This window comes from Mesorhizobium alhagi CCNWXJ12-2, assembly GCF_000236565.1.
Classification (GTDB): Bacteria; Pseudomonadota; Alphaproteobacteria; order Rhizobiales; family Rhizobiaceae; genus Allomesorhizobium; species Allomesorhizobium alhagi.
Genome location: NZ_AHAM01000255.1, coordinates 33,955 through 53,653, shown reverse-complemented (window position 1 = coordinate 53,653; position 19,699 = coordinate 33,955). Strand labels below are relative to the sequence as shown.

The 19,699-nt window shown below is 65.1% G+C and carries 16 protein-coding genes and 1 pseudogene; 6 read left to right on the top strand and 11 right to left on the bottom strand.

Annotated elements, in window-relative coordinates; translation table 11 throughout:
* Positions 1 to 26 precede the first annotated feature (26 nt).
* From MAXJ12_RS27105 to MAXJ12_RS27095, 3 genes are all read right to left on the bottom strand, one after another.
* Positions 27 to 983, bottom strand: coding sequence for an adenylate/guanylate cyclase domain-containing protein (locus tag MAXJ12_RS27105; protein WP_008839305.1), 957 nt, complete (start codon positions 981 to 983; stop codon positions 27 to 29).
* A gap of 104 nt (positions 984 to 1,087) precedes the next feature.
* Positions 1,088 to 1,843: a crotonase/enoyl-CoA hydratase family protein gene (locus MAXJ12_RS27100; RefSeq protein ID WP_008839304.1), complete on the bottom strand. Its 756-nt coding sequence runs from the start codon at positions 1,841 to 1,843 to the stop codon at positions 1,088 to 1,090.
* A 24-nt stretch (positions 1,844 to 1,867) separates the two neighbouring features.
* The gene (locus MAXJ12_RS27095) at positions 1,868 to 3,646 is read right to left on the bottom strand and encodes an acyl-CoA dehydrogenase family protein (RefSeq protein WP_008839303.1); all 1,779 of its coding nucleotides are present in this window, start codon (positions 3,644 to 3,646) and stop codon (positions 1,868 to 1,870) included.
* Positions 3,647 to 3,825: 179 nt separating this feature from the next.
* On the opposite strand from MAXJ12_RS27095, the gene MAXJ12_RS27090 reads away from it, so the two are divergent.
* From MAXJ12_RS27090 to MAXJ12_RS27080, 3 genes and pseudogenes are all read left to right on the top strand, one after another.
* Positions 3,826 to 4,056, top strand: coding sequence for a hypothetical protein (locus MAXJ12_RS27090; protein WP_040588320.1), 231 nt, complete (start codon positions 3,826 to 3,828; stop codon positions 4,054 to 4,056).
* A gap of 50 nt (positions 4,057 to 4,106) precedes the next feature.
* The gene (locus MAXJ12_RS27085; protein ID WP_008839301.1) at positions 4,107 to 5,270 is read left to right on the top strand and encodes a glycoside hydrolase family 25 protein; all 1,164 of its coding nucleotides are present in this window, start codon (positions 4,107 to 4,109) and stop codon (positions 5,268 to 5,270) included.
* 62 nt (positions 5,271 to 5,332) lie between these two features.
* Positions 5,333 to 6,225 (top strand): annotated as a pseudogene (locus MAXJ12_RS27080) (aminoglycoside phosphotransferase family protein).
* 98 nt (positions 6,226 to 6,323) lie between these two features.
* Here MAXJ12_RS27080 and MAXJ12_RS27075 read toward each other — a convergent pair.
* The gene (locus tag MAXJ12_RS27075; protein ID WP_139044057.1) at positions 6,324 to 6,785 is read right to left on the bottom strand and encodes a hypothetical protein; all 462 of its coding nucleotides are present in this window, start codon (positions 6,783 to 6,785) and stop codon (positions 6,324 to 6,326) included.
* Between the two features lie 229 nt (positions 6,786 to 7,014).
* Positions 7,015 to 8,289: a phosphoribosylamine--glycine ligase gene (gene purD / locus MAXJ12_RS27070; RefSeq protein ID WP_008839297.1), complete on the bottom strand. Its 1,275-nt coding sequence runs from the start codon at positions 8,287 to 8,289 to the stop codon at positions 7,015 to 7,017.
* Between the two features lie 132 nt (positions 8,290 to 8,421).
* On the opposite strand from purD, the gene ubiA reads away from it, so the two are divergent.
* The gene (gene ubiA, locus MAXJ12_RS27065; protein WP_008839296.1) at positions 8,422 to 9,405 is read left to right on the top strand and encodes a 4-hydroxybenzoate octaprenyltransferase; all 984 of its coding nucleotides are present in this window, start codon (positions 8,422 to 8,424) and stop codon (positions 9,403 to 9,405) included.
* Here the strand turns inward: ubiA and MAXJ12_RS27060 are convergent.
* The 3 genes from MAXJ12_RS27060 to MAXJ12_RS27050 all read right to left on the bottom strand — a co-directional run bounded on the left by MAXJ12_RS27060 (position 9,400) and on the right by MAXJ12_RS27050 (position 12,778).
* Complete coding sequence (locus tag MAXJ12_RS27060; RefSeq protein WP_008839295.1) at positions 9,400 to 9,972, bottom strand: DUF6101 family protein; 573 nt, start codon at positions 9,970 to 9,972, stop codon at positions 9,400 to 9,402. The genes ubiA and MAXJ12_RS27060 overlap by 6 nt on opposite strands.
* A gap of 379 nt (positions 9,973 to 10,351) precedes the next feature.
* Entirely contained in the window at positions 10,352 to 11,794 is a 1,443-nt protein-coding gene (locus tag MAXJ12_RS27055; protein WP_008839294.1) for an FAD-binding oxidoreductase, read from the bottom strand.
* A 9-nt stretch (positions 11,795 to 11,803) separates the two neighbouring features.
* Positions 11,804 to 12,778: an L-threonylcarbamoyladenylate synthase gene (locus MAXJ12_RS27050; protein WP_008839293.1), complete on the bottom strand. Its 975-nt coding sequence runs from the start codon at positions 12,776 to 12,778 to the stop codon at positions 11,804 to 11,806.
* A gap of 106 nt (positions 12,779 to 12,884) precedes the next feature.
* Here MAXJ12_RS27050 and MAXJ12_RS34665 point away from each other — a divergent pair, with 106 nt between their 5' ends.
* The gene (locus MAXJ12_RS34665; RefSeq protein WP_008839292.1) at positions 12,885 to 13,334 is read left to right on the top strand and encodes a hypothetical protein; all 450 of its coding nucleotides are present in this window, start codon (positions 12,885 to 12,887) and stop codon (positions 13,332 to 13,334) included.
* Positions 13,335 to 13,336: 2 nt separating this feature from the next.
* Here MAXJ12_RS34665 and glyS read toward each other — a convergent pair whose 3' ends face one another.
* On the bottom strand, positions 13,337 to 15,940 hold the full coding sequence (glyS, locus tag MAXJ12_RS34660) for a glycine--tRNA ligase subunit beta (RefSeq protein ID WP_050898906.1): 2,604 nt from the start codon (positions 15,938 to 15,940) through the stop codon (positions 13,337 to 13,339).
* Between the two features lie 257 nt (positions 15,941 to 16,197).
* Between glyS and MAXJ12_RS27035 the strand changes: the two genes are divergently transcribed.
* Positions 16,198 to 16,392: a hypothetical protein gene (locus MAXJ12_RS27035; protein ID WP_008839290.1), complete on the top strand. Its 195-nt coding sequence runs from the start codon at positions 16,198 to 16,200 to the stop codon at positions 16,390 to 16,392.
* A 1-nt stretch (position 16,393) separates the two neighbouring features.
* On the opposite strand, the gene MAXJ12_RS27030 is transcribed toward MAXJ12_RS27035, so the two are convergent.
* Positions 16,394 to 17,299 carry a glycine--tRNA ligase subunit alpha gene (locus MAXJ12_RS27030; protein ID WP_040588299.1) on the bottom strand — a complete coding sequence of 302 codons (906 nt, stop codon included), beginning with the start codon at positions 17,297 to 17,299 and terminating at the stop codon, positions 16,394 to 16,396.
* A 280-nt stretch (positions 17,300 to 17,579) separates the two neighbouring features.
* Positions 17,580 to 19,580, bottom strand: coding sequence for a tetratricopeptide repeat protein (locus MAXJ12_RS27025; protein WP_008839288.1), 2,001 nt, complete (start codon positions 19,578 to 19,580; stop codon positions 17,580 to 17,582).
* Between the last annotated feature and the right edge of the window lie 119 nt (positions 19,581 to 19,699).

Below are 19,699 nucleotides of genomic sequence, written 5' to 3'. Positions count from 1 at the left end.
GCTTTATCCGTAGCTGCCGTGGCCGCTCACCGTGCCTGCCGTCTTCGTCCCGGCCCGGTGATCCAGCGCAGGCCCGCCGCGACGGATATGCCGAGCAGGGGCCAGGCGGCCCAGAATTCGCCGCTCCAGGACAGGAGATTGACCGCAATCACGCCCAGCCCGGCGACCCCAAGTATTGCAAGAATAGGGTCGACCAGCCTGTTGGTCCGCGCCCAGATCAGTCCGGCCAGCATGGCGAAGCCGAAGAGCGGCCACCGCGCCCAGAACTCACCTTGCCATGAAAGCAAATTGACGGCCACCGGGATGGCTGCGACGAAGCCGATAATTGCCATTGTCCGGCTGATTGCCGGGCTTCGGGCAAGGTTCGCGGCGACGGAACCGCGCGCCGGTGGTGCGGTCGGGACCGGCTGCCGCCCCCATTCCGTCCGGGTCTCCTTCGGCTCCGGGTTCGTCACGGGAGCGTCGCCTATCCTGACGGCGTAGCTCGGCACCGCCTCGTCGATGTTCTTGACGGAGAGTTGGCCCAAAAAATCGAAACCCACCGCCATCTTGTTCCGAACCTGGTCGTAGACCGTATTGGAGATCACGATGCCGCCCGGCGGGGCGGAAGCCTCCAGACGCGCGGCGATGTTGACGCCGTCGCCATAGATGTCGTCGCCCTCGACGATCACGTCGCCGAGATTGATGCCGATACGAAACAGCATCCGCTCATCCGCCGAGCGGCCGGCATTGTATTCGGCCAGTTCGTTCTGGACGTCGATCGCGGCGCGCACCGATTCCACCACGCTCGGAAATTCGGCGATCAGGCCGTCGCCCCAGGTGTTGACGACGCGGCCGGAATGGGCCTCGATCAGCCGCCCCATGGCGTCGCGGTATTTCTTGAGGGTGGCGAGCGTCCCCTCCTCGTCGGCGGCCATAAGGCGGGAATAACCCTGCACGTCCGCCGAGAAGATGGTGGTCAGCTTGCGGCGTGTCGTGGACATCACGGTCTGCCCTCCCTCGGAAGCGACATCGGATTGCTACCCCGCCGGCAGCACTTGCAATATCGGCGCGTGGCGACGCCGGTGCAATGCCCGGCCGGAGAATTTCATCCGGCCTTCTTGCGTCCCATGAACGCCACGAAAGCCGCCTTGGCCTCATCGGATTTCAGCCGCGCCTGGAAATGCGCGCCTTCTTCCTTGATGCGCGCGACGACATCTTCGCGCGAGCCGCGCATAAGGTCGCGGGCGATCTTCAGCGCCTCGGGCGGCTTGGCGGCGATGGCTTGCGCCGCGGCCAGCGTCTCCGCCTCCAGCCTTTCCTCGTCGACGACCGCATAGATCAGGCCGGCATCCTTCGCTCGCTCGGCAGAGAAACCTTCACCGAGGCCGAGCAGCGCGAACGCGTTCTGGCGGCCGAGGATCGCCGGCGCAAGCAGGCTGGAGCCGGCCTCCGGCACGAGCCCGAGATCGACGAAAGGCGTCCGGAAAACCGTGCGCGGCGTTGCGAAGGTCAGGTCGCAGTGCAGGTTGATGGTCGTGCCTATGCCGACGGCGATGCCGTCGACACCGGAGACGACCGGTTTCTGCGCCATCGCCAGCGCGAGCAAAAAGTCCCAGACTTCGGTGCCGCCCTCGCCGCCCATGGCGACGGCCATGAAGTCGGCCAGATCGTTGCCTGACGAAAACGCGCCGGGAACGCCGAAGAAGACATGGACGCGGACGGCCGGATCGGCGTCGCCCGCCGCAAGCGCGCCCGCCATCTCTGCATACATTTTCCGCGTGATGGCGTTCTTCTTGTCCGGGCGGTTCATCCGGATGATCTGCACGGCGGCTTGCCGCTCGAGGATGATGTGTTCGCTCATTGTCTGTGAATCCTCTCGCGGCAATCAGCCATGGACCAGCGTTTTCGCTGCGGTAGCAAGACTTTCGGCGCCGCCGATCACCCGGTCCTTCAGCGCGCGCGTCTCGCCGAGCAGGTTTTCGGCGAAGAAACGGCAGAGCGCCGTGCGCTCCTCGCCGCCGTCGGCCAGCGCGCCGCGCGCCAGGTAGGCGGCTCCCGCCGTCAGCGCGAACAGCCTGAGATAGGGCGTGGCGCCCGCGAGCGCTGCGTCGGTTCTTCCGTCGGCAAGACGGCTCTGGAGATGCCGCGTCGCATTGGTCAGGCAGTCGAGCGCCTGTTCGAGAAGGAGCGCGGTGCGCCCGAAGCCGCTACGATTGGATACCGCGACAGCGTTGGCGATCTCGTCGAGTTCGGCGATATAGCCGAACACATGCTCGCCGCCGCCGAGCGGCAGCTTGCGCACCACAAGATCGATCGCCTGGATGCCGTTGGTGCCCTCGTAGATCGGCGCGATGCGGGCATCCCGGTAGAGTGCCGCCGCGCCGGTTTCCTCGATGAACCCCATGCCACCATGCACCTGCACGCCGAGCGAGGCCACTTCGACGCCAATGTCGGTGGAGAACGCCTTGGCGATCGGCGTCAGCAGATTGGCGCGGTCCTGCCAGTGCGCGCTTTCCGCCCCCTGGCTGTTTCGCGCGATGTCAGTTGCATGCGCGCAGGCATAGGAGATGGCGCGCGCCGCCTGCGTCAGCGTCTTCATGGTGAGGAGATTGCGCTGCACATCGGGGTGGTGGACGATCGGCGCCATGCCCTCGCCGGACCAGCCGGAGGCCCTGCCCTGCCGCCGCTCATTGGCGTAGGCGAGCGCCTTCTGGAACGCGGCTTCCGCCACCGCCACGCCCTGCATGCCGATCGCCAGCCGCGCATTGTTCATCATGGTGAACATGCAGGCGAGGCCGCGATTCTCCTCGCCGACGAGCCAGCCGACCGCGCCGGGCTCCATCCCCTCGGCAAAGCCGTCGCCATAGATCATGGTGCAGGTCGGCGAGCCGTGTATGCCGAGCTTGTGCTCGATGCTGGCGCAGAACACGTCATTGCGGGCACCCGGCGAGCCGTCTTCGTTCGGGATGAATTTCGGCACCAGGAACAGCGAAATGCCATGCGTGCCGGCTGGGGCATCCGGCAGCCGGGCCAGCACCAGATGTACGATGTTATCGGTGAAATCGTGCTCGCCATAGGTGATGAAGATCTTCTGGCCGAAGATGCGGTAGGAGCCGTCGCCGGTCGGCTCGGCCCGCGTGCGCAGCGCGGCGAGGTCGGAGCCCGCCTGCGGCTCCGTCAGGTTCATGGTGCCCATCCATTCACCCGACACGAGCTTTTCGAGATATGTCCGCTTCAACTCGTCGGAAGCGTGCTTCTCGATGGCTTCGACCGCACCGATGGTCAGCGTCGGGCCGACGGCGAAGGCCATCGAGCCGGAATTCCACATTTCGAGCGCGGCGACGCCGAGCATCATGGGCAGCCCCTGGCCGCCATATTCCTCCGGCGCGGACAGGCCGTTCCAGCCGCCTTCGGTCCAGCGCTTGTAAAGTTCCTTCCAGCCGGCCGGCATCGTTACGGCCGCATCCTTCAGCACCGCGCCTTGCTCATCACCGATCTTGGCCAGCGGCGCGATCTCTTCCGTGGCGAAGCGCCCGGCCTCGGAAAGGATGGCGTCGACCAGATCCTCGGTCAGGTCGCCAAGCGCGCCGGTGTCCAGCGCGGCCTTCAGGCCTGCAACGTGCTTCAGCGTGAAGGCGATGTCTTCAACCGGCGCTCGATACATTCCTGCCCTCTCCTCCAGCAATCAACAATCTGCGGGCCGCCATCCGCCGCGGCGTCCACACTAGCCAATTGTCGGCCGTAAGGGCTAGTTACTTTTGACGTAAACGTCAAATAGCTGCTCCGGCATTGCACATCGCTACATCAAGGCTAAATATGCCGGAAACCGGACAGGCGAAAAAAATGCTGGCTAGACCTGAAACCCGCCGCTGCATCGAATGCAGCCTGCCCTACGGCGCCACCGGCTTCTGGTGTTATCACGGCGATATCGACAACGGTCCCGCCTATTGGAGCGACCGCGGCATCCTCTGCTCGCCGAAATGCTCGCTCACCCATTTCCGCAAGCGCGAGGCGGAAGGAAGCCTGGCGGACCGGCCGGCGCCCGATCCTTTCACCTTCATTCCGGGCAGATAATAGCTCGGGACGGCACGCCAGCAGCATTTCGTTAACCACGACAGGCAAGAATGACCGTTCACTCGCGGGGATTCTGCGCCTTGTTCGGCAAGACGGTTCGCCACTCTCTGATTTCGCTGACGCTCGGCGCGGCAACGCTATTCGCGCCGGCTGCGTCAGCGTCGGAGTTTTCCGAGCCGTGGAAGAAGAGCGACCGGGCGCTGGTGATCGACGCCTACGAATACAATTCGATCGACTGGCACAAACTCGTCACCGACAAGCGCATCGCCGGCTTCATCAGCAAGGCCTCCGACGGCCTGCCGCCGCCGTATTCCTGCTCGGGCAACGAGACGGAAATCGCACTTTGCAAGGCGCTGTTCAAGCGCCATGCGGTGGCGCGCGAACTGTTCCACACCCGCCGCACCGTCGCCCGCGCGCTCGGGCTCGAATGGGGCGCCTATCATCTCGCCCGGCCGGGCAACCCGATCGACCAAGCCAACAATTTCATCGATTTCGCCGAGCCCGGCCCCGACGACCTTCTGGCGCTCGACATCGAGGAGAACGATCCGGAAAAATGGATGTCGCTGGAGGACGCCGAGGAATTCGCGCGCCACGTCCATCGCCGCGTCGGACGTTTCCCGATCCTCTATACCAACGGCACGACCGCGCAGCACATCGCCGACAACCGCGAGAAATACAAGCTGCTGTCGCGGCTGCCGCTCTGGTATGCGCGCTACAAGCCGGAAATCGGCATGCATTTCCCGAAAGGCAACTGGCCGACCTACACGCTCTGGCAGTTCTCGGCGCAGGCAAACTGCAATGCGCGCCAGTGCCCCTACCGCGTTCCCGGCACGCCGCTCGACATCGACGTCAACGTCGCCTCGATGAGCGTGGAGGAACTGCGCCAGGCCTGGCCGTTCGGCGGCCTGCTCGACGTGCCTGTCGAGATGATCGCCAGCGTTCCGGTGCCGGTCGCGCGGCAGCGGGCGCTCGACGGCCATGTCGCGCTGTCCTATGCCCCGGTCGAGCAGGCAAGCGCCGCCGTCGCGCTGGCCTCCGCCTTCCAGGTGCGCGGCCAGCACTATCCCGACAGATACGAAACCGGCTGGTTCCAGGCGATTGCAAGCTATTTGGCGTCGATAAGGAACGGCATGGTCGCCTGGGCCGGCATCGGAGACGCGCCGCCCCCCGGCATCGACCCGATCACCACGGCTACGGTTCCCGAAGGCAACTAGCGATCAACGGCCAATGCCGTTATTGCAGGGCGACCGCAGCAGAGAGCCCCTTTCCCGCCAGCATGACGATCGATCGGAAAGACATAGACGCGGCGTTGGTCAGCCGGCTGGTCGCGGCGCAATTCCCGCAATGGGCGGGCCTGCCGATCAGGCCGGTCGAATTCGGCGGGTGGGACAACCGGACTTTCCATCTCGGCGAGCGAATGACGGTGAGGCTGCCGAGTGCGGCTGCCTATGCGGAGCAGGTGGAGAAGGAGCAACGCTGGCTTCCGAAACTCGCGCCGCAGCTGCCGCTTCCGATCCCCACGCCGCTGGCAAAGGGCGAGCCGACTGATTTCTATCCCTGGCCGTGGTCGGTCTATCGCTGGCTCGACGGCGAGACCGCGTCAGTCGAGCGCATCGCCGACATGCGGCAATTCGCGACCGCGCTTGCAGAGTTCCTCGTCGCCCTGCAGCGAGCCGACGCCACCGACGGGCCGCCGCCCGGCAAGCACAATTTTTTCCGCGGAGGATCGCTGACCGTCTATGACGGCGAGACAAGGCGCGCGATCGCTGCACTCGACGGCGCGATCGACACCGATCCGGCGACCGAGATCTGGGAGGCCGCGCTTTCCGCGAGATGGTGCGGCGAGCCTGTCTGGGTGCACGGAGATGTCGCGGTCGGCAACCTGCTGATCAGGGACGGCCGCTGAGCGCCGTCATCGACTTCGGCTCCTCAGCCGTCGGCGATCCCGCCTGCGACCTCTACATCGCCTGGACATTCCTGGAGGGCGAAAGCCGCGAGGCGTTCCGCGCCGCCATGCCCGCCGACGAGGCGACCTGGGCGCGCGGCCGCGGCTGGACGCTGTGGAAGGCGCTGATCACCTATGCCGAGCACCGCGACACGGAGCCCCTTGGGCCATGGGCGCGGCGCGTGATTGGCGAGGTGGTTGCGGATTATAGGTGGGCGGGGTGACGGCTCGACCGCATTAGTGGTTGAGAATCCAGGCTGGCGCGCTGAGTGGAGTACTGCTTGCAATCCTACCCTATAGTTTGCGTCGCTCCCAAAGCGCGTTAAAACTTGCCGATAAATTGGGGCAACTTACCCATAATGAGACTATTCAGTTGCTCGTGTCCGCCGTCAAATTGAGAGTACCGCACCTTCGTCTTTCCAGGCGAAACCAGGAAACTGCCGTCCCAAGTTCGACCAGCCCAATCGACACTTTGCCACTGAATGAAACGTTGTGGTGCGAGGCCCCGAATTCCGATGCCGTTAACGTTCCAGTAGACGACGCGGGCGTAAAAATACCAAATCCAGAATAGTAACCCAAAACCAAAGGCAACCAATAATCCATAAACATAGAGAAGCTGATCGGTGCGCGTTTCGCGTGATCCCACAACTACAATGAACGTTAGAAATGATAAAATCAGGAATGTAAGGCCATGAGCGAACCACGTCGGCTTGAGAGCCGTATCGCCAGATATCTGTTTTGCGCGCGCCCTTGAACCAAGCACGGTTCCGCTGAAAAGCGCCAACGCGATTAGCCCGTTGACTATCATATCCTTTGTCAATGCGCTGCAATCCCGGATTGTTACCGCTGACCTTTTATCTTGATATCTCAGACATAGTCCATCGGCGGTCAGGCACGTGCAAACTTGCCGAGGCTGCGCACCGGGTTCCGGCGTTGGCGTCATCGTCAAGGTCTGCCTTCGACACCCAAGCAGAATCCTCGCTTGGTGCGGGCGTCAGACGCTACGGCGGCTATTACAGACTGCCTTCCCTCTCCACCGCCCTGAACCCGATATCGCGGCGGCAAAATCCCTCCGGCCAGTCGATCAGGTCGACCGCGGCGTACGACTTGCGCTGCGCTTCGCTGACCGTCGCGCCCATCGCGGTCACGTTCAGCACGCGCCCGCCATTGGCAACGATCTCCCCATCCCGCTCGGCCGTGCCGGCATGGAAAATCTCGGCCCCTTCGCCCGCTCTCTCCAGCCCGCGAATGACCGAGCCCTTCTGCGGCGTGCCGGGGTAGCCTTCGGCGGCCATGACCACGGTCAGCGCCGCCTCGTCGCGCCAGCGCACCGACATGTGCGCAAGCTGCGCGTCGGCGGCGGCGCTGAGCAGGACCAGAAGGTCGTCCTTCAGCCGCATCATCAGCACCTGGCATTCCGGGTCGCCGAAGCGGACATTGTATTCGATCAGCTTCGGGCCGTCGGCGCCGATCATCAGGCCGACGAACAGCACGCCGGAAAACGGCGCGCCCATCTCCGCCATGCCGCGCATGGTCGGCTCGACGATCTCGCGCATCGTCCGCTCGACCAGTTCGGGCGTCATCACCGGCGCCGGCGAATAGGCGCCCATGCCGCCGGTGTTGGGGCCCGTGTCGCCCTCGCCGACGCGCTTATGGTCTTGCGCGGTGCCGAAGGGCAGCGCGGTCGCGCCGTCGCACAGGCAGAAGAAGCTCGCCTCCTCGCCGGTCAAAAATTCCTCGACCACGACTTCCGCGCCGGCCCCGCCGAACGCGCCGTCGAAGCAGGAATCGACCGCCTCAAGCGCCTCGTCCAGCGTCAAGGCGACGGTGACGCCCTTGCCCGCCGCCAGGCCGTCGGCCTTGACGACGATCGGCGCGCCGGTCTTGCGGATGTAGGCCTTGGCCTCTGAGGCGCTGCCGAAGCGGCCATAAGCGGCGGTAGGAATGCCGTATCTGGCGCACAGATCCTTGGTGAAGCCTTTCGAGCCTTCGAGCTGCGCCGCCATTTTCGACGGCCCGAAGACGCGAATGGCGGCGGCGCGCAGGTCGTCGCCCAGTCCGACCACGAGCGGTCCTTCCGGCCCGACCACGACGAGGTCGATCGCCTTGTCGCGGCAGAATCCAGCGACCGCCGCATGGTCGGCGACATCCAGCGCTACGAGTTCGGCCGACTTGGCGATGCCCGGATTGCCGGGTGCGGCGTAGAGTTTGGTCAACATCGGAGACGCGGCCAGTTTCCAGGCCAGCGCGTGCTCGCGCCCGCCCGAGCCGATGAGGAGAACTTTCATGCCGTCGCGCACCTCCGGTTTTGAGGGTTCATCCGGTATGGTCCGAAAACATGCCGGTCAAGTCCAGTGGTCGCTTATCGGGGACAATTCGCCTTCTTGACGCCTCCGCCCTTGCCTGCCACTCCAGTTCTCATGGAAACCATTCAATCGCGAACCAGCCAGGGCCGCGTCGCCGACGCGCCGAGCGGGCATTGGGTGTATCGCGCCCTGCCGCGCAAGCTCTGGCCCTACGCGCAGCTCGCCCGTTGGGACCGGCGGATCGGCTGGCAGCTGCTGATGTGGCCCTGCTGGTGGTCGGCCGCACTTGCAGCCAGCGCCTATGCCCGGCCGGGCGACAGCTTCTGGTCCCTGATCCCGCAGCCTTGGCATCTGGCGCTGTTCTTCATCGGCGCGGTCGCGATGCGCGGCGCGGGCTGCACCTACAACGACATCGTCGACGAAAAGATTGACGAGAAGGTTGATCGCACCCGCTCTCGTCCCCTGCCCTCCGGCCAGGTCACACGCAAGCAGGCCTGGGCCTTCCTCGTCCTTCAGGCGCTGGCGGGGCTCCTCGTGCTCGTCCAGTTCAACAGCTTTGCGATCCTGCTCGGCATCGGCTCGCTGGCGGTGGTGGCGATCTACCCCTTCATGAAGCGCTTCACCTACTGGCCCCAATTCGTGCTGGGCCTCGCCTTCTCGTGGGGCGCGCTGATGGGCTGGGCGGCCGAGTTTGCGGACCTCGCGCGGCCGGCGATCCTGCTTTATTTCGGCTCGATCTTCTGGGTTATCGGCTACGACACGATCTACGCGCATCAGGACAAGGAAGACGACGCGCTGATCGGCGTGAAGTCGACCGCGCGTCTTTTCGGAGACAGTACGAAGTCGTGGCTGATCGGGCTCTATGGCGGCGCGCTGATCCTGATGGCAAGCGCCTTTTCCGCCGCCGAGGTTCCGATGCCGGCGATGGCGGGGCTGGTGGCCGCCGGCGCGCATATGGCGCGCCAGATCTTCGTGCTCGACATCGATAACCCCGACCAGTGTGTCAGGCTCTTTCGATCGAACAACACGGTCGGCTGGCTGATCTTCCTCGGGCTCGTCGCCGGCGGCGCCTGGATGGCGCTTAAGCCGCTTCTATAGATCGTCGCGGGCAATAATCTCCGCGCCGTCGACAACCAGCCTCAGACCGAGATTGCCGGCCTTGCGCCTGGCGAGGAAGCGCGGCCGGCGCGTCGGCGTGACGCGCCCCTTGCGGCGCTCCTGCGGCGGCAGCGCCTTGATCGCCGCGCCGAGCGATTCCTCGAGCGTGCGGGCGATACCGTCGGCCTCGATCAGGAGCATCGGCAGGCGGTAGGCGTCTGCCCATGCGCGCCAGTCCGCGGCCACGTCATCGAGATCGTCGGCGACCAGCAGCGGCACCGACAGCATCGGATCATTGTGCAGCAGTTCCAGCGTCACCGTCACCGTGCCATGCTCGTCCTCCAGAGCCCGCGCCGCGACGCCGCGGAAGGCGTTGGCCGGAATTGCCACCGTCACCGGCAGGCCGCTCATTTCCAGAACCCGGCGCAGCACCGCGCCGCGATGGTCGATGGTGAAGGTCACATCGCCATAGGCGTCGCGGGTTGCGTAGCTGACCATCTGCGGCAGACGAAACGGGTCGAGACGCATGTTGCGTCCCGCCCAGACTGGCTTCAGTCCGGTGTTCATTGATTGCGCCTTCTTCCTGTTACTCCTGAGAGCCGGTTTCCGGTCTCTCCGAACCGGTTTTCCCGGTCTCGTTATGGGAAGAAGCCTACGCCGCGGACCTTACCGCCGCGCTTAAGAAAGTCGGTTAAATTTTGCTGATCCGGCGCATGGTTATCGCTTTGCGACCGGGTGCAAGGTGTTGGAAAGGGATGTGAAGAACGGGTGAATGGGGGCTGGTGGATGTGCCTTTGGCGCCTGCGCCGCCCCCTCACCCTTACCCTCTCCCCGTAAGAACGGGGAGAGGGGTCGCCAGCGTTGCGGCCATCTCTCCTCTCCCCGTTCTTACGGGGAGAGGATGCCGGCAGGCAGGTGAGGGGCAGCTCGACCATTTGCGGGCTGATTAAATGATCTTCCCCGGATTCATGATGCCCGCCGGATCAAACGCCGCCTTGACGCGGCGCATCAGGTCGATCGCGACGGGCGGGGCGGTGGCGAGCAGTTCGTCGCGCTTCAGCCGGCCGATGCCGTGCTCGGCAGAGAACGAGCCGCCGAGGTCGCGCACGATGTCGTGCACGGCCTTGTTCATCGCGCGGTAGAGGCCGAGGAACGCCGCGCCGTCCGCGCCCACCGGCTGCGAGATGTTGTAGTGCAGATTGCCGTCGCCCATGTGGCCGAAGCAGACCAGGCGGGCACCCGGACTGACCGCCTCTACGGCGATCGCGGCGCGTTCTATGAACTCCGGTATCGCGGCGACCGGCACCGAAATATCATGCTTGATGGACGCGCCTTCCAGGCGCTGCGCGTCCGACATGGATTCGCGCAAGCGCCAGAAGGCGTCGCTTTGAGCAAGGCTAGAAGCGAAGACGGCGTTGATGTGCGCAATGTCATCGCCTGACCCGAGAATTGCATTCTCGAGCGCGTCTTCGAGGAGATTGCGTGCATCTTCCTCGGAGCGAGCTGAGGAAACCTCTACGAGCACGTTCCATGGGAACGGTCCGTCCAGCGGCGCCACCGAGCCGGGGATGTGGCGCAGGACGAAATCCAGCGTTCGCTCCGACACCAGCTCGAATGCTGTCAGGTCGGTACCGGCGTGATCAGCGACCAAGCCGTAAAGCCACAATGCCGCCTCCGGTGACTCGACGCCGACCCAGGCGACCGCCCTGCCCTTCGGCTTGGGATAGAGCTTCAGCACCGCCGCGGTGATGATGCCCAGCGTGCCTTCCGCGCCGACGAACAGGTTCTTCAAATCGTAGCCGGTATTGTCCTTCTTCAGCTTGCGCAAATCGTCGAAGACCTCGCCGGTCGGCAGCACCACCTCGACGCCGAGGCAGAGATCGCGCGCATTGCCATAGGCGAGCACGCCGGTACCGCCGGCATTGGACGACAGATTGCCGCCGATCTGGCACGAGCCCTGCGACCCCAGCGACAGTGGAAACAGCCGGTCGGCAGCATCCGCCGCGTCGCGCAGCGTCTGCAGCACCACGCCGGCCTCCACTGTCACCGTGTTCGACTGCACGTCGAGCTCGCGGATGCGGTTCAGCCGCGACAGGGACAGCACGATCTCGCGGCCGGAGCCGTCCGGCATCTGTCCGCCGACAAGGCCGGTATTGCCGCCCTGCGGCACGATCGGTGTTCTGGTCTCGGTGGCGAGCCGCATGATGCGGCTGATCTCGTCGACGCTGCCCGGCCGCAGCACCAGAGGCGTCCGGCCGGAATAAAGGCCGCGCCGTTCGCTGACGTAAGGTGCGATGTCGGCATCGCTCCGTAGCGCATGCGCCTCGCCGACAATCGCAGCAAAGCGGTCGAGGAGCGCTGCGTCTATGCCTTGCCCGGATGCTTCCATGGTCGTTTCCTACTTGTACGAAGCGCCGCTGTCACGCGGCGCGGCGGCGCGCGCCAGCCGGTCGTTGATCGCCTCGCCCAGTCCTTCATATGGTATCGGCTCCACCGCGATCGTTTTCGCGCCGCTGCTGTCGAGCGCCTGGAGATGCGAGAACAGGTTGCTCGCAGCCTCGCGCAGATCGCCGGCCTCGGAAAGGTTTAGCACCGCAACCGCGCCTTCCGCGTTTCTGGCGCGCTGCGGCCCGAAGGCGAGCAGCGCCTCGCTGGCCACCACATCCTGCGCGTTGAGGCGGACCAGAGCGCCCGGGGCGTAATGCGAGGCCAGCATACCCGGGGCCTCGACGCCGCTTTTGGTGCCGCGCACCAGTTTTGCCCCTGCCGCCGCTTCCAGTTCCTCCGCCGCGATACCGCCCGGCCGCAGCAGCCGCAGTTTTCCGTCCTCGACCTTGACGATGGTCGATTCCAGCCCGACCGGCGTCGCCCCGCCGTCGACCACCAGCCTGATCCTGTCGCCCAGATCGTCCGCCACCGCGGCGGCGGTGGTGGGGCTGATCCTGCCCGACGAATTGGCGCTGGGCGCCGCCAGCGGCCGTCCGAAACGCTCGATCAGCTTCGCACCGAAGCCGCGCGGCATCCTCAGCGCGATCGTATCGAGCCCGGCCGTGACCAGCGGATGGATCGCGCCGCCGGGTTTCAGCGGCAGCACGAGCGTCAGCGGGCCGGGCCAGAATTTTTCCGCGAGCTTTCGCGACAGCGGATCCAATTCGGCGATCTCCTCGGCCATGGCGACCATCGAGACATGGGCGATCAGCGGGTTGAAGCGCGGCCTGCCCTTGGCCTCGAATATCTTCGCCACGGCCGCGCCATTGGTCGCATCGCCGGCGAGCCCGTAGACGGTTTCGGTCGGGATCGCGACGATCTCGCCGGCCCTGAGCAGAGCCAGCGCCTCGTCCATCGCCTCGGCCGCGTTGCGAATTTCCGCCACTTCCCGCAATCCTCCGGATATGCCCGATCGCTAAAATGCCGCCCATCGCTTCAAGCCGGCATCAACCCGGGACTGATAAGGGACCGGCGTGGAAATGCAATGGAGCATGCCGGTGCGATCGTTCTGGAAGCTTTTTGTCCTCGCCGTCGCGGCGGTTTGCGCGGGGTCGGCACACGCCTCGTCGATCGTGACGTTGGCGCCGATGACGGGGCCGATCGGGCCGTCCATGATCGTGGCGGGCCCGCCGGACATGCCGGAAGACGCCGTCGAGACCGACGAGCGCCGCATGGTCACGCGCTCCATCCTCGCCTTCGGCCCGCCCGACGTCGCCTATGAAAACGTCGCCTCGGTCGGCGAGAAGCCGAAAAAACCGCGCCGCGGCTTTGCGCCGATGGTGCTGCGCGGCGGCATTGCAGGCGGCGCGTTTTCGTCCGCATCTTCGCCTGTGCAAGCCTCGGCTCCCGCCGACGCGCGGCCGACGCCAAGCCGGCAATCCGCAGCGCCCAACGGGGACCCTGTCGACGCGCCGGCTCCGGAATCGCCGGTTACCTACTGAGGCTACCCCGCGATTTTCGAGAAATCCGCGACCTGGCCTGTCGCCGCGCGGATGCGGGCGAGCAGCGCCAGTCGGTTGGCGCGGATGGCGACATCCTCATCATTCACGAGAACGCGTTCAAAGAATGAATCAACCGGTTCGCGCAACGCGCTAAGCGCGCGCATGGCGGCGGAAAAGTCTTCATTCTGAATCGCTTGCGCGGCCTGGCTCTCGGCTTGATTCACCGCGGCGAACAGCGATTTCTCCGCTTCCTCGCACAAAAGCGCCGGATCGACCGCATCGGCGATCACGGTTTTCTTCTTCTCCTCGGCCGCCAGAATGTTCGCCGCGCGCTTGGTCCCGGCGAGCAGGTTCTTGCCGTCCTCGGTTTCGAGGAAGGTGGACAGGGCTTCGACGCGGCGGACGATCATGAGGAGATCGTCGTTGGCCGAGTGCCCCTCACCCTTACCCTCTTCCCGTAAGGACGGGGAGAGGGGGGCGTCAGCGCCGGCGACTCCCTCTCCCCGTTCTTCACGGGGAGAGGGTAAGGATGAGGGGCCGGCACCGCCGCTCACCAGAACGGCATCGATCAGATCGTGCCGCGCACCCTGGTCGCGGAGATAGACCTGCAGGCGGTCATGGAAGAAGGAGAGGAGATCGGGGATAAGATCAGCGGCGGGACGTTCGAAAACCGGCTCGGATTTCTCCGAGTGTAAACCAATGAAACGATAGTCAAGCAGGTCGCCGGCAGAATCTACGCCTGTTGTAAACTCGCCGCCGTCTTCTGCCTTCCAGATTACAGAGAACCGACTTCCTGCATTGAACGTTAGCCCGAACAGCGCGTTGGCGAATTGATGCAGCAGCCCCAACCTCACCCCATTCTCGACCACTATCCGGATCACCCCCAGCGCCGCACGTCGCAGCGCATAGGGATCCTTGCTGCCAGTGGGCTTCTCGTCGATCGCCCAGAAGCCCACCAGGGTATCCAGCTTGTCGGCCAGCGCCACGGAAGCCGAGACCGGGTCGGTCGGCACGCGGTCGGTCGGACCAAGCGGCTTCCAATGCTCCTCGATCGCGGCTGCGACGGATGGGTGTTCGCCTTGCAGCAGCGCGTATTTGCGGCCCATCGCGCCCTGCAATTCGGGGAATTCGCCCACCACTTCGGTGGTCAGGTCGGCCTTGGCCAGAACGGAAGCGCGGCGGGCGAGCGCGGCGACGTTGTCCCCCTCCCCCTTGAGGGGAGGGGGTACGGTGGCGCTGGCGCTCGACGAATTACCCCCACCCGCGCCTTCGGCGCGACCTCCCCTCAAGGGGGAGGTGGAAGCCGCCACGATCGGTGCGATCTCTTCCGCCAGCCGCGCGATGCGCTCAACCCGTTCGCCTTGCGTGCCGAGCTTGGCGTGGAAGGTCACACCGAGATGGTCGAGCCGCGCCATGCGCTGGTCTAGCGGCTTCTTCCAATCGAGCCCGAATTTTTCGGCGGAGGCATTCAGTTGGTCGAGGTCGGGCAGATCGGCCTGGTCGGTCTTCCAGAAATACAGCGCGTCGGAAAGCCTGGCGCGCACCACCTTGCCGTTGCCGTAGGCGATTTCCTTGCCGCCGTCGCTCGCCTCGATATTGGCGGTGAGGATGAAGCGGTTGGAGAGTGCGTCCTTCGAGGCTCGCTCCGCTCGCACCTCAGGATGAGGACCGTCGTGCCGCCGTTGCCTTTCCTCATCCTGAGGTGCCGACGAAGCCGGCCTCGAAGGACGCACCGCAAAACACTTCTGGTTGGCCCGGATCGTCAGCCGGATCACTTCGGCCGGGATATCGAGAAAGTCCGCCTCGAACTCGCCCATCAGCACCACCGGCCATTCGACCAGCCCGGCCACCTCCTCCAGCAGCCCTTCATCCTCGACGAGTTCCAGTCCGTTGGCGAAGGCGAGGTTCCGGGCGTCGGAAAGGATGATCTCCTTGCGGCGGTCAGCGTCGAGCACGACCTTGGCCGCCTCGAGCTTGGCCGCATAATCCTCGAAACGGCGCACCACGATGGCGTCGGGCGCGTGAAAACGGTGGCCGTAGGTGACGTTGCCGGCGCGGATGCCGTCGACCTCGAAATCGACCACCACCGGCTCCTCGGTCTCGGGGCCGAAGGTGCAGACGATCGACTGTAAGGGCCGCACCCAGCGCAGCGAGCCGGGCTTTGCCGAGGCCGCGCCCCAGCGCATCGATTTCGGCCAGGGGAAGTCGCGGATGATCTCGGGGATCAGCTCGGCGATGATCTCCTCCGCCGCCCGGCCCGGCCTGACGATATGGGCGACGTAGAAATCGCCCTTCTTCGGATCGGAATGCACATGCGCCTGGCTGATGTCGTCGAGCCCCGCCGAACGTAGGAAGCCGGCGATCGCCTGCTCCGGCGCCTTGGTGCTCGGCCCCTTCTTCTCCTCGCGCACATCCTTGGAGCGCGCGGTCAGGCCGCGCACGTCGAGCGTCAGCCGGCGCGGCGTAAAATATTCGCGGGCGGCGTCATAGGTCAGCCCGGCCTCGACCAGGCCATCGGTCACCATCTTCCTGAGATCGCCGGCCGCCTTGCGCTGCATGCGGGCGGGGATTTCTTCCGAGCGTAATTCTAGCAGCAGGTCGGGCATCGTCTGGTCTCGTGGGAAATGAGGCTGCGCGGGCATAGCAAGTCGGCCGCGCGCTGTCACCTTTCGGTGCTTCGCAAAATTATCCGCCCGCCTGTCGGGTCGCGGCGAGCCTGTTCGTCCTAGGGGCAGACTTCCATGAACCAAATGCTGCGCTGAAGCGACCAACGCTCAGACCGCGAAATCTGCGGCCTGTGTGTGAACCATTTCGCCGACCCGGAACACAGAACGATCGACACTGAACATCTCGGACAACGACCATGAAAACGGCCTCGACCCTTCTCCAGCTACTCGCGCTCAGCGCCTGCCTGGCGGCATGTCTCGGCGGATCGGATGAAGCGCGCATGCCCGGCGTGCGCAAGGCGCTCCAGACGATGGCGGGCTCTGCCAGCCAGACCAGCTTTCCGGAGTTCACAATGACCGGCGCGACCCTGGCTGGGGTAGCCACCGCTTGATTCAGGCAGCCAGCCCGCCCGCTTCCGTCTGCAGGAACGCCACCCCGCACGCCTTGGCCAGATCGCGAACCCTCAGGATGTAGCTCTGCCGCTCGGTCACCGAGATCACGCCGCGCGCGTCGAGCAGGTTGAAGACGTGGCTCGCCTTGATGCACTGGTCGTAGGCGGGAAAGACCATGCGGTGGAAGTTCTCGCCCGCGCCGGCCTTCAGCAGCGCCTGGCATTCCGCCTCGGCGTCGTCGAAATGCCGAAGCAGCACCGCCGTGTCGGCATGCTCGAAATTGTGCCTGGAATATTCCTGCTCGGCCTGCAGGAAGACATCGCCGTAGCTGACCTTTTCAGCACCCTCGCGGCCGTTGAAGTTCAGGTCGTAGACATTGTCGACGCCCTGCACATACATGGCCAGCCGCTCCAGCCCGTAGGTGAGTTCGCCGGCGACAGGCGCGCATTCGATGCCGCAGACCTGCTGGAAATAGGTGAACTGCGACACCTCCATGCCGTCGCACCAGCATTCCCAGCCGAGCCCCCAAGCACCGAGCGTCGGGCTCTCCCAATCGTCCTCGACGAAACGGATGTCGTGCGTGAGCGGGTCGATGCCGATTGCGGCCAGCGAGCCGAGATAGAGCTCCTGCAGGTCCGGCGGGTTCGGCTTAAGGATCACCTGGTACTGGTAATAATGCTGCAGCCGGTTCGGGTTCTCGCCGTAGCGGCCGTCCTTGGGCCGGCGCGACGGCTGCACATAGGCGGCGCGCCACGGCTTCGGGCCGAGCGCGCGCAGCGTGGTGGCTGGATGGAAGGTGCCGGCGCCCACTTCCATGTCGTAGGGCTGCAGCACCACGCAGCCGTAATCCGCCCAGTAGTTGTGGAGCGTCAGGATCAGCCCCTGAAACGAGCGGCTGGGATGCATGTGGGCAGGCAAGGTCACGGGCGGGCCTCTGTGATCGGAACCGCCAAGGCTCTAGTGCGGCGGTTGCGATGGGTCAAGGCGAGAGCTGTCCCTCCCTTCTCCCCTTGTGGGAGAAGGTGGCCGAACCCTGAGCTTGTCGAAGGGGAGGTCGGATGAGGGTGTTGGACGGAGTGCTAAGGTTGCGGCTAGGGGACGGAGTGCTTAGGTTGGGGATGAGGACAGTTGCAAGGGCGGCGTTCCTCGCGACACCCCTCATCCCACAAGGGGAAAAGGGAGGACTCTACTGTCCCGGCAGCACCAGTTCCTGGCCCGGCACCAGCCGGCCCGGATCGCCCCGCAGTTGCGGGTTCAGATTGAGGATCTCGATATAGCGGCCGCCATTGCCGAGCACGTCGTCGGCGATCGACCACAGCGACTGCCCCGGCAGCACCTTGTAGGCGGCGGGCGTGGCGGCCAGCGTCTCCACCGGCGCCGGCGCCTCGCTCTTCTTGTCAGGGTCGGCGGCGGGCGCTGGCTTTGCCTCGACAGGCGCCGGCTTCACCGGCGGCGCATCCTGCGCGGTCTTGCCTTCCACCGGCGGCAGACCTGCGGTTAGCTTCTTCTGCACGCTGGACAGCACGTCGGGCTCCGGCTTCATGTCGCGCGCATGGCTCCACTGGAAAGTGGCCTCCAGTCTGCGCCCGACCCGCCAGTAGGCGTCGCCGAGATGGTCGTTCAGTACAGGATCGTCCGGCTTCAGCGACACCGCGCGCTCAAGTTCGACAACGGCTTCCTCGAACCGACCGAGACGATAATAGGCCCAGCCCAGCGAATCGACGATGTAGCCGTCGCTCGGCCGCAGATCGACGGCCTTGCGGATAAGGTCCAGGCCTTCTTCCAGGTTCATGTTCATGTCGACCCAGGAATAGCCGAGATAGTTCATGACCTGAGGCTGGTCGGGGAAAAGCTCCAGCGCCTTGCGGAAATTCGGCTCGGCCTTGGGCCATTCCTTCAGCCGCTCATAGGCGATGCCGCGCTGATAGAAGATGTTCCAGTTGGCCTTTGTCGGCTCCTTCAGGCGTGCCACCGCGCGGTCGTAGACCTCCGCCGCGGCGCGGTAATCCTCCTTGGAGGCATAAACGCCACCCAGCGCCAGATAAGCGCGCATGTCGTCGGGGTCCGAATCGAGCAGCGCCTTGAGATGGACGATCGCCTCGTCGTGCCGGTCGAGATCGGCCAGGTTCAGGCCAAGCTGCAGTTCGGACGCGCGCTTGATCGGCGAATCGGCCGGAATGCGCCCATAAAGCGCGATCGCCTCCTCGGCTTGCTCCTGCTGTTCGGCCACGGCCGCCAGTTGCAGGAGCACGATGTCGCTGTCGGGCTTGAGCGCCAGCGCATATTGCAGATAGAGCCGCACGAAAGGCTCGCCGCCGCCGCGGTTGAGCGCGGCGCCGAGATTGAGCAGGATTTCGCTGGCGCCGTCCGCCGGATCGGCGACAAGCCGCGAAATCTTTTCACCCTTGGCGATCTTTTCACGCAGGGCTATCAGCGGCAGCTGGCCGGTGGAGTTCTCCGCTGCCTTGTCGAGTACGGCCAACGCCTTGTCCTTGTCGCCGCGGGCGGCGAGGAAGCCGGCATAGGCTTCGACCACGCGCAGCCAGGTTTCGGGGGCGGCGCCTCCGGCCGAAACATTGTCGAACGCAGCGCTGTAGGCCTTCTCGGCCTCGCCGTTCATGCCGGCGAAGTCGGCTATCAGGGCGCGGTGATAGGCCTTGAACAGAACGTACCATTCCGGCCCCTCGACCTTGTCGAGGGCGGCAAGCGCCTCGGCGCTGTCGCCTGCGCCGGATTTCGCCCAGGCCGTCATGACGGCGGTGATCAGCCGGTCGAGGTCGGATTCGACCGTGAGTTTCAGCCAAGTCTCGGCAGCCGTGTAGTCCTTCTTGCGGAATGCGTCGACCGCGAGCGCCACGCGCGAGAACCGCTCGATGTCGGGAACCGCCTTCAGCTTTTCGGCATAGGGCAGCGATTCGTCGAATCGCCCCTGCGCGATCAGCGCGAGCATCAGGCTCTGCTGAAGCTGCTGGTTTTGGGGATCGAACGCCAGCGCCTGCTTGTAATAGGCGATCGCGCTGTCCAGATCGTTGTCGACTTCGGCCACGCGGGCGGCCAGATAAGCGCCGGTAAACGAGCCGATTTCAACGGGTTCGGCGGTCTGCCTGGCCTCGGCCGGCAGCCCTGCAATCATCAAACCCGCCAGTGCCGAAACACCCGCAATCCAGCTCAAACGTCGTTGCCGCATTACTATCCTTCCCGCCACGCCACCTTCCGGGCGAACCTTTGCTGCATCGTGAAGCGCAAAAGGATGGCCTTTTTACGGTCGGCATTCAATGGCGCGCACTTCACAATCCGGTCACGAGG